Origin of the sequence: Bradyrhizobium sp. STM 3562, from assembly GCF_045571435.1 — a bacterium.
Classification (GTDB): domain Bacteria; phylum Pseudomonadota; class Alphaproteobacteria; order Rhizobiales; family Xanthobacteraceae; genus Bradyrhizobium.
The window spans coordinates 7143646-7157018 of sequence record NZ_CP120694.1 but is presented as its reverse complement, the minus strand read 5'-3'; the positions used below and the strand labels follow the sequence as shown (position 1 = coordinate 7157018).

At 64.4% G+C, this 13373-nt stretch carries 13 protein-coding genes; 6 read left to right on the top strand and 7 right to left on the bottom strand.

From position 1 onward, the window contains the following. Window positions 1-147: 147 nt before the first annotated feature. A complete protein-coding gene (locus P6U23_RS33005) occupies window positions 148-930 on the bottom strand; it encodes a L,D-transpeptidase (RefSeq protein WP_407176514.1) in 783 nt (260 codons plus the stop codon). A 286-nt stretch (window positions 931-1216) separates the two neighbouring features. Here P6U23_RS33005 and P6U23_RS33000 point away from each other — a divergent pair, with 286 nt between their 5' ends. Further along, complete coding sequence (locus tag P6U23_RS33000) at window positions 1217-1546, top strand: hypothetical protein (protein ID WP_407176513.1); 330 nt, start codon at window positions 1217-1219, stop codon at window positions 1544-1546. A gap of 166 nt (window positions 1547-1712) precedes the next feature. On the opposite strand, the gene P6U23_RS32995 is transcribed toward P6U23_RS33000, so the two are convergent. The 5 genes from P6U23_RS32995 to P6U23_RS32975 all read right to left on the bottom strand — a co-directional run bounded on the left by P6U23_RS32995 (window position 1713) and on the right by P6U23_RS32975 (window position 7409). Continuing rightward, the gene (locus P6U23_RS32995; RefSeq protein ID WP_407176512.1) at window positions 1713-2474 is read right to left on the bottom strand and encodes an ABC transporter permease; all 762 of its coding nucleotides are present in this window, start codon (window positions 2472-2474) and stop codon (window positions 1713-1715) included. After that, a complete protein-coding gene (locus tag P6U23_RS32990; RefSeq protein ID WP_407176511.1) occupies window positions 2471-3394 on the bottom strand; it encodes an ABC transporter ATP-binding protein in 924 nt (307 codons plus the stop codon). The genes P6U23_RS32995 and P6U23_RS32990 overlap by 4 nt, the downstream gene beginning before the upstream one ends. A 279-nt stretch (window positions 3395-3673) precedes the next feature. After that, a complete protein-coding gene (locus P6U23_RS32985) occupies window positions 3674-4351 on the bottom strand; it encodes an OmpA family protein (RefSeq protein WP_407176510.1) in 678 nt (225 codons plus the stop codon). Beyond that, the gene (locus P6U23_RS32980) at window positions 4351-4764 is read right to left on the bottom strand and encodes a hypothetical protein (protein WP_407176509.1); all 414 of its coding nucleotides are present in this window, start codon (window positions 4762-4764) and stop codon (window positions 4351-4353) included. The genes P6U23_RS32985 and P6U23_RS32980 overlap by 1 nt, the downstream gene beginning before the upstream one ends. Before the next feature lie 74 nt (window positions 4765-4838). Beyond that, window positions 4839-7409: an ATP-dependent helicase gene (locus P6U23_RS32975; protein WP_407176508.1), complete on the bottom strand. Its 2571-nt coding sequence runs from the start codon at window positions 7407-7409 to the stop codon at window positions 4839-4841. Window positions 7410-7687: 278 nt separating this feature from the next. Here P6U23_RS32975 and P6U23_RS32970 point away from each other — a divergent pair, with 278 nt between their 5' ends. Continuing rightward, window positions 7688-7858 (top strand): DUF1328 domain-containing protein, encoded by a 171-nt coding sequence (locus tag P6U23_RS32970; RefSeq protein ID WP_407176507.1) that lies wholly within the window; start codon window positions 7688-7690, stop codon window positions 7856-7858. A gap of 78 nt (window positions 7859-7936) precedes the next feature. Here the strand turns inward: P6U23_RS32970 and P6U23_RS32965 are convergent, their stop codons facing one another. Continuing rightward, window positions 7937-8455, bottom strand: a complete 519-nt coding sequence (locus P6U23_RS32965) for a thioesterase family protein (protein WP_407176506.1) — start codon at window positions 8453-8455, stop codon at window positions 7937-7939. Window positions 8456-8539: 84 nt separating this feature from the next. On the opposite strand from P6U23_RS32965, the gene P6U23_RS32960 reads away from it, so the two are divergent. From P6U23_RS32960 to P6U23_RS32945, 4 genes are all read left to right on the top strand, one after another. After that, window positions 8540-9964, top strand: a complete 1425-nt coding sequence (locus P6U23_RS32960; RefSeq protein WP_407176505.1) for an FAD-binding oxidoreductase — start codon at window positions 8540-8542, stop codon at window positions 9962-9964. Between the two features lie 54 nt (window positions 9965-10018). After that, window positions 10019-10441 (top strand): hypothetical protein, encoded by a 423-nt coding sequence (locus tag P6U23_RS32955; protein ID WP_407176504.1) that lies wholly within the window; start codon window positions 10019-10021, stop codon window positions 10439-10441. Between the two features lie 139 nt (window positions 10442-10580). Further along, window positions 10581-11879 (top strand): Spy/CpxP family protein refolding chaperone, encoded by a 1299-nt coding sequence (locus tag P6U23_RS32950; RefSeq protein ID WP_407176503.1) that lies wholly within the window; start codon window positions 10581-10583, stop codon window positions 11877-11879. Between the two features lie 80 nt (window positions 11880-11959). After that, window positions 11960-13360: a Spy/CpxP family protein refolding chaperone gene (locus tag P6U23_RS32945; protein WP_407176502.1), complete on the top strand. Its 1401-nt coding sequence runs from the start codon at window positions 11960-11962 to the stop codon at window positions 13358-13360. Window positions 13361-13373: the final 13 nt, after the last annotated feature.

Here is a 13373-nt window from a genome sequence, read left to right as displayed (position 1 = left end):
GGCCATTTCCGGTGCCAGCGCCGCCCAGCTCGCATCGGCGCTGGCTGACGGCAATAGCGATGCACGAACAAAAAGATAGAGCGGGATGCTCATCCGTCATCCCGCTCTCATGTTGATGATGAAGCGTAGCGCGCAGCGCGGGTCGCCTCAGTCCTGGAAGAAGCCGCGCGGCTGATAATATTGCCGCTGCTGGTAATAGCCCTGCGGCGCCTGCTGGTAGCCCTGGTTGCCGTAATATTGCGGCTGCGGATAGGCCTGCGCATCGTAGAGCCTGCGGCTCGAGCGCGGCGCCGGATAGATCTGCGCGGTGGAGCTGCCGTCGGCCGGATAGATGTAGCCGTCATCGGGCCGCTCCTGCGGCTGGGCACGGCGGCCCTGATAGTACTGCGGCTGCGGCGTCAGCACGACCGGCTCGCCGGAGTCGGAATATTGCTGCTGATATTGCTGGGGCTCGGTGCGGGCGATCGCGGTGTTGCGGCGCGGGTTGCGCGCCAGCGCGATCTGCGAGGAGCCGGTCAGCGTGACCGTGGTGTTGAGCACGCCTTGCTCCTTCACCAGCTCATACAAGGTCGTGGCATTGGCCTTCGAGAGCCGGACGCAGCCGTGGGATGCGGGCGTCCCGAGCTTGCTTTCGGAGTCGGTGCCGTGGATCGCATGGCCGATCTTGGTGAAGAAGATCGAGTGCGGCATCGGCGCGTCGTCGAACTCCTTGGAGTAATGGTCCTCCTCCATGCGGAAGGTACGGAAGCTGCCGTTCGGCGTCTCGTAGGAGGGAATGCCGGTCGAGACAGGCCAGTGATAGCGCTCGACACCGTCGACCGCGACGGTCATCGTCTGGTTGTTCTTGTCGACGGTGATGTCGACACGGGCCTGCGCAGCGGCGCAGGTCAGCAGGGTCAAACCGGCGAAAGCAGCGAAGAACGTACGCATCTTACCTCTGGCCTCCTGGCCCAATTCCACAACGCCGCAGTCTCTCCGTCCCCGGCATGCAATATGCCTGGAATCCGTGGTTTGTTCCAGCGGCCCGGACCTGCATCGTTAATGGAGTGCGCGGCTTTAGCAATGTGCTTGAGCAAATTGCGGCGCTGACATTTTCGCGAGCCGCCGCCAATCTCGATCTCCAATTGGTCACAGAGGCGCAACCATTTGGCCGCATCGGCGTTTCAGATTCCCGCCTGTCGGCAAGTCGTTGCTGCCGAATCGCTAGGAAATCCAGATGAACAAGACCATGGTTAAGAGCACGCACCTGCCCTTGAGTCTGCGGCTGCCATTCATATTCGCGACCGCCGGGCTGGCGCTGGCGCTAATCGCAGCCAGCCATCCCGGCCACGCCCAGGGCCTCGTCCGCGGCGCGCAGCAAGGGGCCTCGGAAGGCAACCGGATCGCCGGCCCGGTGGGCGGTGTGGTTGGAGGTGCGGTCGGCGCCGGCGTCGGCGGCGCCGTCGGCGCGGTCGAGGGGGTGTTCGGGATTCCCCATTATCAGCATTGGCATCACCACTGCCGGGGCTTCTACGACGGCTATGGCCGCTATCACTGCTACAGGTGATCTTTTTGCGCGCGCGCTCTGGCAGTTCTAGGCGCCGTCCCCGGGCGCTCGCAGTTTCAGGCACCGTCATTCCGGGGCGTGCGAAGCACGAACCCGGAATCTCCAGCCACAACCTCTGGATTCCGGGTTCGCTTGCGTTGCGAGCGCCCCGGAATGACAGTGGGGCTCAATTCCTCAGGCGATAGCCGGTCTTGAAAATCGCCCACACCAGAACCATGCAGGTCACCAGGAAGCCCAGCGTCATGCCGACGCTCACGGCGACATCGACGTCCGCGATCTCGTAAAAACTCCAGCGAAAGCCCGAGATCAGATAGACCACCGGGTTGAACAGCGCGATCGTGCGCCAGGTCGGCGGCAGCATGTTGACCGAATAAAAGCTGCCGCCGAGGAAGGTCAGCGGCGTCACCACCAGCATCGGGATCATCTGCAGCTTTTCGAAGCCGTCGGCCCAGATGCCGATGATGAAGCCGAACAGGCTGAAGGTCACCGCCGTCAGCACCAGAAACGCCAACATCCAGACCGGATGGTGGATCTGCAGCGGCACGAACAGGCCGGCGGTGGCGAGAATGATCAAGCCTAAGATGATCGACTTGGTCGCGGCCGCCCCGACATAGCCGAGCACGATCTCGAAATAGGAGATCGGCGCGGAGAGGATTTCGTAGATGGTGCCGACGAATTTCGGGAAATAGATGCCGAAGGAGGCGTTGGCGATGCTCTGCGTCAGCACGGACAGCATGATCAGCCCGGGCACGATGAAGGTGCCGTAGCTCACGCCCTCGACATGGCTGATGCGCGAGCCGATCGCGGCCCCGAATACCACGAAATAAAGCGAGGTCGAGACCACCGGCGAGACGATGCTTTGCAGCAGCGTGCGCCAGGTGCGCGACATTTCGAACAGATAGATTGCTCGGATCGCTTGATGATTCATGGCGCGTGCACCAAACTGACAAAGATGTCTTCCAGCGAAGACTGCGTGGTATCGAGATCGAAGAAGCGGATGCCGGCGTTGCGCAAGTCGCTGAGCAGGCTGGTGATGCCGGTGCGGTCGCTCTTGGTGTCGTAGTCGTAGATCAGCGCGCGGCCGCCGTCGCAAAGCTCGAGGTGATAGGGTGCGAGCGCATCGGGAACGCCGTCGATGGGATGCTGCAGATGCAGCGTCAGGCGTTTCTTGCCGAGCTTCTGCATCAGCGTCGCCTTGTCCTCGACCAGGATGATCTCGCCCTTGTTGATGACGCCGACGCGGTCGGCCATCTCCTCGGCTTCCTCGATGTAATGCGTGGTCAGGATGATGGTGACGCCGGACGCCCGGAGCTCGCGCACCACGTCCCACATGCCCTTGCGTAGCTCGACATCGACGCCCGCGGTCGGCTCGTCCAGGAACAGCACTTGCGGCTCATGCGACAGCGCCTTGGCGATCATCACGCGCCGCTTCATGCCGCCGGACAGTGTGCGGATCTGGGAATCCTTTTTGTCCCACAGCGACAGGTCCTTGAGAATTTTTTCGATCAGCGCGGGGTCCTTCGGCTTGCCGAATAGGCCGCGGGAAAAGCTGGTGGTGGCCCACACCGTCTCGAACGCGTCGGTGTGCAGCTCCTGCGGTACCAGCCCGATCAGCGAGCGTGCGGTGCGGTAGTCCTTGTTGATGTCCTGGCCGCCGACGATGACGCGGCCTTCCGACAGGTTGGTGATGCCGCAGATGATGCTGATCAGCGTGGTCTTGCCGGCGCCGTTCGGCCCGAGCAGCGCGAAAATCTCCCCGCGCTGAATGTCGAGGTTGATGTTCTTCAGCGCCTTGAAGCCGGAGCCATAGGTCTTCGACAGGTTTGCGACGGAAATGATTGATGACATGGGATTTGGTGGCTGGGGCCGGAAAGCGGGGACGCGGCACATCGGACCGCTTTGCGGCAGGAGAAAGGCGGGGCTTTTTAGATAGGAACGCTATGGGCGTTCTGCAATCGGGCTTCGATGTGGAATTTTTATGCGACCACTTGGGCGGTCGCGCGCAGTTCGATCAGGGCAAGCATGTTGTCCTGGATCTGGTGGGTCGGTGCTGCGGAGTCGGTCCACCTCTCCCCGGCGGGGAGAGGCGACGGAGTTCGCGGCCGCATCATACGGTTGCGCGACCGCCTATTTCTTCTTCGCCGGCTTTTTCACTGCCGGTGGCGCTGCCGCGGCCGCCTGGCCCGGCTGCTCGCTCTGCTCCGGCACTTTGGCCACCGTCAAAATCTGGATCTGCAGATTGGCCGGCGAGGTCGGATGCGCCTGGTCGATGAACTGCTCCTCGCCGACGCCGAGGGTCTGCAGCCGCTTTGCGGAAATCTTGAAGGTGTTGACCAGCACGTCGCGGATCGCGTCCGCGCGGCGCTGGCTTAAGATCACGTTGGCCTCGCGCCTGCCGGTCGAGTCGCTATGGCCGACGATTAGAAAGCCGTAGGGCAGCAGGCTGGCATTGACCAGCGCGTCGGCGAGGCGACCGACTGTCTTATAGGAATCGGGCCGGACCACCGGCGTATCGGTATCGAAATGGATGTCGAGTGCGACGGTCGGCAGATTGAGCAGCTCGGGCACGATCGGCGGCCGTTTCGACGGCTCCGGCTCGTTGCGCGACCGCGATCTGGACTTCTCGAGGATGCGCTGGCGCAAGCTCGCGATATCGAGCTCCGGCGCCGCATCAAAGCGGCTGAGCTGGCTGATGATCGCGTCCTTCTCCGGCACGCTCTGAGCGCGCGACGGAGAGCCAGCCGCGGCGAGCGCGGCAACAAGAGCAAGGTGCAGGCCGATGCCGCGCAGGCGCTTTGCTGGCATCACCGATACCCCGCATCATCCATGGCCTGGCTGCAGTTGCGGCTAACGCCGTGCGCTGCAATCAGGCAGGGAATCGATTTGCTGGTTTCCTTGGTCGAGCCGTTGCACAGCTTGACGATTTCCCGCGAGCAGGCATTGGCGACGGTAACGCGGGCCGCAATCCGCTTCTGGATCGCGTTGAAGGCGCGCAGATAATCGGTCCGGCACTGCGCCGACAGCACGTCGGTGTTGCGCGACAGGCACTCCCTCATGCGGTTGGCATCGAGGCTCACGCCGCGGCAATTGGCATCGATCTCGGCGCCGCAGCTCTTGGCGAGCAGTGCGGCCGAATCGGCAAAGCTCATCGTCTCCGCCGACGCCACCGGCGCCGCCGCAAGAAGAGCGACAAACAGGAAAATGCCTCCCCTGACCATGCGGCCATGTCATACGACGCGTGCCGCGGGGGTCAAGAGCTACGAAGGGGTTGTGGGCGGATAAGCGCGACGCCTCACGCTCGCTCGACGAATGTATCGACCACTTTCTTCTCGCCGGCCTTGTCGAAGGCGATGGTGAGCTTGTTGCCGTCGACCTTCACGACATGGCCGTAGCCGAATTTCTGGTGGAAGACGCGGTCGTCGAGCGCAAATTCCGAGACCGTGCCGGTGGATTTTGCCACCAGCTCGCCTTCGATCGTCAGGGGGGCACGCTTGTTGCGGCCGAAGCCGCCGGAAAAACCGCCGCGCGCGCCCGAGAACGGCGACTGCTCCTCGTCAAAGCCGCCGCGGCTCCCTCCGCCTTGGCCGCCGCGCCGGGCCTGCGCGCGCTGCCAGCCGGGTGTGGAATAGCTGGAGCCGAAACTTTCCACATTATCGAAGCGCGAGGGGCCGTAGCCGCCGGCGCCGCCCCACCCGGAGCCGCCCTTGGATTCCGTGATCTCGACGCTTGCCGCCGGCAATTCGTCCAGGAAGCGTGAGGGAATGGTGGTGCTCCAGGTGCCATGGATGCGACGGTTGGTCGCAAAATAAAGCTTCGCGCGCCGCCGCGCCCGGGTCAGCCCGACATGAGCGAGGCGACGCTCTTCCTCCAGCCCCGCACGGCCCTGTTCGTCCAGCGTGCGCTGGCTCGGAAACAGGCCTTCCTCCCAGCCGGGCAGGAAGACATTGTCGAACTCCAGCCCCTTGGCCGAATGCAGCGTCATCAGCGAGACGGCCTCGTCCTCGCCGCCGTCCTCGCGGTCCATGACCAGCGCGATGTGTTCGAGAAACCCTTGCAGGTTCTCGAACTCTTCCATCGATCGCACCAGCTCTTTGAGGTTCTCGAGCCGGCCTGCGGCATCGGCCGAGCGATCCTTCTGCCACATGTCGGTGTAGCCGCTTTCGTCCAGCACGATCTCGGCGAGCTCGGTATGCGCGGTGACCTCGGCTTGCGCGCGCCAGCGGTCGAACTGCTGGACCAGGTCACGCAGGGACCCGCGCGCCTTCGGCTTCAACTCGTCGGTCTCGACCACGGCGCGCGCCGCCTCGAACAAGGGAATGCGGCGCTTGCGCGCGTGATCGTGCAGGAGCTGCACGGTGGCATCGCCTAAGCCCCGCTTGGGCACATTGACGATGCGCTCGAATGCAAGGTCATCGGCGGGCGAATTGACCACGCGCAAATAGGCGAGCGCGTCACGGATTTCCGCCCGCTCATAGAAGCGCGGGCCGCCGATCACGCGATAGGGCAGGCCGAGCGTGACGAAACGGTCTTCGAACTCGCGCATCTGATAGGAGGCGCGCACCAGGATCGCGATCTCGTTGAGCCTCTCGCCCTTGCGCTGCAGCTCCTCGATCTCCTCGCCGATCGCGCGGGCTTCCTCTTCGGAGTCCCAGGCACCGGTGACGGTGACCTTCTCGCCGTCGACATCCTCGGTGCGCAGCGTCTTGCCGAGACGGCCTTCATTGTGCGCGATCAGGTAGGAGGCGGCGGCGAGGATATGGCCGGTGGAGCGATAGTTGCGCTCCAGCCGGATCACCTTCGCGCCGGGAAAATCGTGCTCGAAGCGGAGGATGTTGTCGACCTCGGCGCCGCGCCAGCCATAGATCGACTGGTCGTCGTCGCCGACGCAGCAGATGTTCTTGGGGTGGGCTGCCGACATCTTCTCCGTCATTCCGGGATGCGCTGAAAGCGCAGACCCGGAATCTCGAGATTCCCCGATGCGCAATTGCGCATCGGAGTTCGCGTCTTCGACGCGCCCCGGAATGACCGGTGATGTGGTCTTGGGGGAACTCGGCGCCTGCGCCAGCAGGCGCAGCCACAAATATTGCGCGACGTTGGTGTCCTGATATTCGTCGACCAGGATGAACTTGAAGCGGTTCTGATACTGCCTCAGCACATCAGGATGCTCGCGGAAGATCCGGATGTTCTCGAGGAGCAGGTCGCCGAAATCGGCGGCGTTGAGGATCTTCAGGCGCTCCTGGTAGCTCGCATAGAGCTTGCCGCCCTTGCCGTTGGCGAACACGGCGGCCTCGCCCGAGGGCACCTGGCCCGGCATCAACCCGCGGTTCTTCCAGCCGTCGATCAGGCCGGCCAGCATGCGCGCCGGCCAGCGCTTGTCGTCGATGTCCTCGGCCTGCAGCAGTTGCTTGAGCAGCCGCACCTGGTCGTCGACGTCGAGGACGGTGAAATTGGATTTGAGCTGCGCCATCTCGGCATGGGTGCGCAGGATGCGTCCGCCGATGGAATGGAAGGTGCCGAGCCACGGCATGCCCTCCACCGCCTGGCCCAGCATCTGGGACAGCCGCATCTTCATCTCGCGCGCGGCCTTATTGGTGAAGGTCACCGAAAGAATTTCGCCGGGACGCGCTTTCCCCGTGCTCAGGATATGCGCGATGCGCGTGGTCAGGACGCGCGTCTTGCCGGTGCCGGCACCGGCCAGCACCAGCACTGGACCGTCCAGCGTCTCCACGGCTTCGCGCTGCTCGGGATTGAGCCCGTCGAGATAGCGCGGCGCGAACGAAGCGCGTGCGCGCGCGGCAATCCCGCCGGCCGCGGGCGTGTGGTCGGAAACGGGAGAAGGATTGAACTTGTTCGGCTCAGTCATGCGAATCGATCTAGCCCCACGATGGCACCGCAGGGCGGTAAAGTTGAGCCTTCTTAGCAGGATTGTCGGGCATATAGGGATTTTGGACCGGTTTTGCAGGGCTTTGTGGCAGGCCAGGGGAGCGATTTGGCCTCCAACGGCCGATTTGTTCCGCCGCTCACGCGGTTTTTCAGCGGCAATGGCGCGGAACGAATTGTTCCCCGCCCGGATTGGTCTCCCAGTCAAGGCGGACGCCTCAGCGACGTTCGCCATCCTTTTCGGAAACAGAGGTCCTGATCATGTTAGGCTGGGTCGTCACCTTCCTGATCATCGCGCTGATAGCCGGTATCCTCGGCTTCGGCGGCATTGCCGGCGCGTCGATCGAAATCGCCAAGATCATCTTCTTCATCGCGATCGTGTTGTTCCTGATCTCGGCCGTGGCCCACGTCGCGCGCGGCAGACGAATCTAGGTTTGCGCATGATCTTTTCGGAAACCGGTACCCACTTTGCGCGGGCGTGGCCGTACCGGTCCGGATCATGCGCTAGCTCTAGGCCGTCCTGGTTGGCATGCCGACCTTGCGGCCGAGGCCGTCGGGCCGCGGGATAGCGGCATGGGCATCCGCGACCGCCTGAATGCGGGCGCGGATGTCAGGCGGAAATGGCGCGACCTTTCGCGCCCTCATATCGATGTGGATGGTCATGTTCTCGGAGGTCGCCGAGAGCCAGCCCTCGCTGGCATGGCGCATCTCCTCGAAAGTGTGCAGCCGCTTCTCGTCGGCGGCGATGACAATAATCGCGATCTGCACGGGATCGCCCTGATGGATCTCGCGCAGATAGCGGACGTGGCATTCGGCGGTGAACGTCGAGCCGTGGCGCTCGCGCATATAGGCCGGACCGATCCCGAGCTTGAACCATAATTCATCGATGGCGCGATCGAACATCACGTTATAATAGGCCATGTTGAGATGGCCGTTGTAGTCGATCCATTGTGGCTCGACCTGCATCACCGACGACAAGAACGGGACCGGACGGAGCAGCGGGTCTTCAACGCTAAGTGGGCCTGTCATGGTACCTTTCCGTACGCGGGCGGGCGTAAAATCTTGACCCCGCGTCTCAGCTTTGCCACGGTCGGATCGAGCCGGGAGGACAGTTTGAATATCACCATAACCGAGAATTTGAAGCGGCCGGATCCGGCCGCGCTTGCAAGCACGCTGGAGGCGCTGGCGGCCCGCTTCGGCAACCGCCTGATCACCTCGCAGGCCGTGCGCGAGCAGCACGCCCACACCACGACCTGGCTGCCCACGCAGCCGCCTGATGGTGTGGTGATGGCCCAGGAGACGGCGGATATCCAGGACGTGGTGCGGATCTGCGCCAAGCACCGCGTGCCTGTGATCGCGTTCGGCACCGGCACCTCGCTGGAGGGCCAGGTGAATGCGCCGGCCGGCGGCATCTCGATCGACCTGCGCGACATGAACAAGGTGCTCGAAGTCCACGCCGAGGATCTGGACTGCGTGATCGAGCCCGGCATCACGCGCAAGGCGCTGAACGAGCATCTGCGCGACCAGGGCCTGTTCTTCCCGATCGATCCCGGCGCCGACGCCTCGCTCGGCGGCATGGCCTCGACCCGCGCCTCCGGCACCAACGCGGTGCGCTACGGCACCATGCGCGACAACGTGCTGGCGTTGAAAGTGGTGCGCGCCGATGGCGAGATCATCACGACCGGCACGCGGGCGAAAAAATCCTCCGCCGGCTATGATCTGACGCATCTGTTCGTCGGCGCCGAGGGCACGCTCGGCATCATCAGCGAGATCACCTTGCGACTGCGTGGCATCCCGGAAACGATTGCGGCCGCGGCCTGCTCGTTCACGACGCTCGGCGGCGCCTGCCAGGCGGTGATCCTCGCGATCCAGACCGGCATTCCGCTTGCCCGCATCGAGCTGCTCAATACCGAGCAGGTGAAGGCCTGCAACGCCTATTCGAAATTGACGCTGCCGGAGACACCGCTGTTGCTGCTCGAATTTCACGGCACGGCGCTCGAGGTGGGCGAGCAGTCGAAGAATTTCGGCGAGATCGCGAAAGAATGCGGCGGTGGCGATTTCACCTGGACCACCAAGCCGGAGGATCGGACCAAACTCTGGCAGGCGCGGCATGACGCCTATTGGTCGGTGAAGGCGCTGCGACCCGGTGCCGGCATAGGCGTGGTCGCGACCGACGTCTGCGTGCCGATCTCGCGGCTTGCCGATTGCGTCACCGAGACGGAAGCCGACCTGAAGCGGCTGAACCTGATCTCGCCGATCGTCGGCCATGTCGGCGACGGCAATTTCCATTGTTCGCTGATCTGCGACGTGAACGATGCGGATGAGATGGGGCGCGGCGAGGAGTTCATGCACCGCCTGGTCGAGCGCGCGCAGGCGATGGGCGGCACCTGTACCGGCGAGCATGGCATCGGCCAGGGCAAGCAGAAATATCTGAAGGCCGAACTGGGCTCGGAAGCGCTGGATGCCATGCGTGCGCTCAAGCGCGCGTTTGATCCCGACAATATTTTCAATCCCGGAAAGATCGTGCCGGCGGCGTAATTCACATCGGCCGCAACGGGGACCACGGCCGTCTGTGCTTTTGGGGCAGGGGCGATGTGGTGGTTTCGCAAGGAAGAGCCAAAGGACATCTGGGACGAAGAGATCAAATGGCCGATCGGCGACATCGAGGCGGCAGAGCGCATCCGCAACATCTGCCGCTCCGCCGCCGATAGCGCGGAAGTCGTCGGCGGCCGTGCGGTGTTGGCCGACGGCAGCGGCCGAAAGGCAAAAAAGACAAAGAAGCCGCGACGGGACAGCGGGCACGACGCCGAGCGGTACGAACGTGCCGCAAGATGTGCGATGCAGATCGCGCTGAAGGTCTGCGACGATCTCATGCGCGACGCCGCGGTCGGCCAGATCGTGGACCTCTGCCTGAAGGCCAATGATCTCAGAACGGCGCGGGTCCTGTTTCGGGCGATCCAGGCCGACTCGATCCGCGAGGACGTGCTCAACCAGCACCCTGCGCTGCGGCAATAGGCGACGGCGGCACTGCGCGATCCGATTTCCGCCGTCTTCCCGCGCAATGCGTCAACGTCAGACGATCGGACGACGGGAACTTTCGGTTCCTTGCGGCGTCATCTAAGTCACGCGGTGAGGCTTGGCGCGGGGAGGTGCCATGTCGAGATTCCCTGTTGGCATTGCAGTCCTTGTTGTGGCCATCCTGCTGACGGGCGAAGCGCAGGGCGGAGGCCTCAGTTTGCGCGGCGGTCCCCTGGGCGTCGTAAGATCAACGTTCGCCCGCCTGCTGCCGCTCGGGGCGCTTCATCGCACCCGCCATTATGCGCGCCACTATGCACGCCACGGTCGGGTCCGTAACGCGGCGTTCGCGCGCAACGAGCAGAGCAAGCCAGCTCAGCCGCAGGTGCCAAATCAGCCAAAACAGGAGAGCAATATCGTTGCTGCGCCGCAGGTCGGCGAAGCCCGCGAGGGGCCGCTGCTTGGCAATCCCACGGCGCGCGGGCAGATCGTCGCAGCGGCCGCGCTGGCCGGCTGGCATGGCGGCAGCGTCGCCAATGGTTGGTGGCAGCACCGCGACGGCGGCTATGGCTGGGTGGGGCCGCTGTTCTGGCCGTTCGCCTATGACGACATCTACGACTACACCCTGCTCGGCGACGGCACGGGCTTCTGGGACTATGGCTATGCCGACGTCTACGCCGGTATTTTCGCGCCCTATGCGCAAGGTGATCTTGCGAGCTATATGGGACAGGAGCCGTCCACGCGGCGACGCGCCAGGGTGCCTTCGCTGCAGCAGTTTTGCGGCGACGACAAGGGCGATACCACGTCTTCCGCAATCGATCAGATCCGGCAGGCGGTCCAGCCGAACGATGCACAGCGCGCCGGCCTGGACGACCTCGCCAAGGCATCGACGCAAGGCGTCCAGCTCATTCGCGCATCCTGTCCGACGCAAGCGCCGGTAGGGGCTCCCGCACGCCTGGCCGCCATGCAGGAGCGGATCGAGGCCATCATCAAGGCGGAGTTGAACCTGCAATCTTCGCTCGGAAAATTCTATGACCTCCTGGATGACGAGCAGAAGGAGCGGTTCAATGCGCTGTCGGAAAATCGGCGCAAGACTCCGAGCCAAGCATCCGCCAAGCGCTGCGACACAGCGCAAGCCGCCGCACCGCGATGGCCTGCGGACGAGATCGAGCAGGGACTGCACCCGAACGACGCCCAGCGCGCTGCGCTCGGCGTGCTGCAGCGTGCCAGCGGCAGGGCCTCCGACATGCTCAAGGATGCCTGCGAGGAGGAGGATGCGATCACGCCGACCGCGCGGCTCGCCGCCGCGGACCGGCGGCTCGTCGCGATGCTGGAAGCCATCAAGCTGGTGCGCCAGGCGCTGGATGATCTCTATGGCACGCTGAGCGACGAGCAGAAGGCGCAGTTCGAGGCGATCGGGCCCAAACGAACGGCATGACGGCTCCGCTGGCGGAGGCAGAAGCTTTTGATGTTTGCAGGCGCGGCGCGGTGATGCCGTCGGGGATAGAGCGAGGGGCCATGTCGAAATCCCGCATTGCAGTTATCGTTCTGCTGCTCGCGACCGCATTGTCTGGTGCGGCGTTCGGCAGAGGCGGCGGCGGTGGAGGACATGGCGGTGGCGGCCATGGTGGTGGTGGTGGTGGCGGCGGCCATGGCGGAGGAGGCCATGGTGGCGGGCACTTCGGCGGCGGACATTTTGGTGGCGGCCACGGCGGCGGCCATTTCGCTGGGGGGCATTTTGGCGGCGGACATTTTGGCGGACACCATGGCGGCGCGCATTTTGCCGGGCGCGCATTTTCCCATGGCGGCCGTTCCTTTGCCGGCCACGGCGGGACGCATTTCGGTCAGATTCGCAACGCGCCGGTTCGCGCCGCAAGCATTCACGGCGCGATGGCTTCGCTGTCGCATGCCGGCGGGCTGCGTAACGGCCGCCTGCTCAGCAATCCGGCCGCGCGCGGGCAGATCGCCGCGGTCGCGGCGCTCGCCGGCTGGCACGGCGGCAACATCGGCAATGGCTGGTGGCAGCACGGCAACGGCTTCTACGGCTGGGTCGGACCGCTGTTCTGGCCCTTCGCCTATTACGACATCTACGACTACACGATCTGGGGCGATGGCCTCGGCTTCTGGGATTACGGTTATCCGGACATCTATGCGGGAATCTTTGCTCCTTACGGCTATGATGATCTTTCCGGGTACATCGCGCCGCCGGCGCATGGCCGACGTCATGGCAGGCTGCCCTCGGTCGCGCAGCTCTGTGGCGATGACAGCCGCGAGATCGCGGATCTGCCGATCGATCAGATCCAGGAGGCGGTCCAGCCGAACGATGCGCAGCGCGCCGCCCTTGATGAACTCGCCAATGCTTCGGTCGAGGCCGCCCAGACCATCCGCGCGTCGTGCCCGACGCAGGTGGTGCTGACCGCACCGAACCGGCTTGCGGCCATGCAGCACCGCATCGAGGCGATGATCGCCGCCGTGGGCATCGTCCGCCCGCCGCTGGAGAAGTTTTACGGTCTGCTGAGCGACGAACAGAAAGAGCGCTTCAATGCGCTCGCCGAAGACCAGCGCAAGGCGCACCCCTCCCAAGCCTCGCTCACGCAGAACTGCGCCAGCGCGCGGCCCGCAGCATTCCAATGGCCGAGCAGCGAGATCGAGGCCAGGGTGCACCCGAACGACATGCAGCGCCCTGCGCTGCAAGTGCTCGCGGACGCCAGCTCCCGGGCGACCGACATGTTGAAGGCGGCCTGCCCGCCGGATGAGGCGGTGACGCCGCCGGCGCGGCTTGCTGCTGCGGCAACGCGGCTGGAGACCATGCTGCAGGCGCTGAAACTGGTGCGTCCGGCGCTGGATAATTTTTACGGCACGCTGAGCGACGAGCAGAAGGCGCAGTTCGAGGCGATCGGGCCGCGGCGGACGACGTGATTGCGCTGGCGCT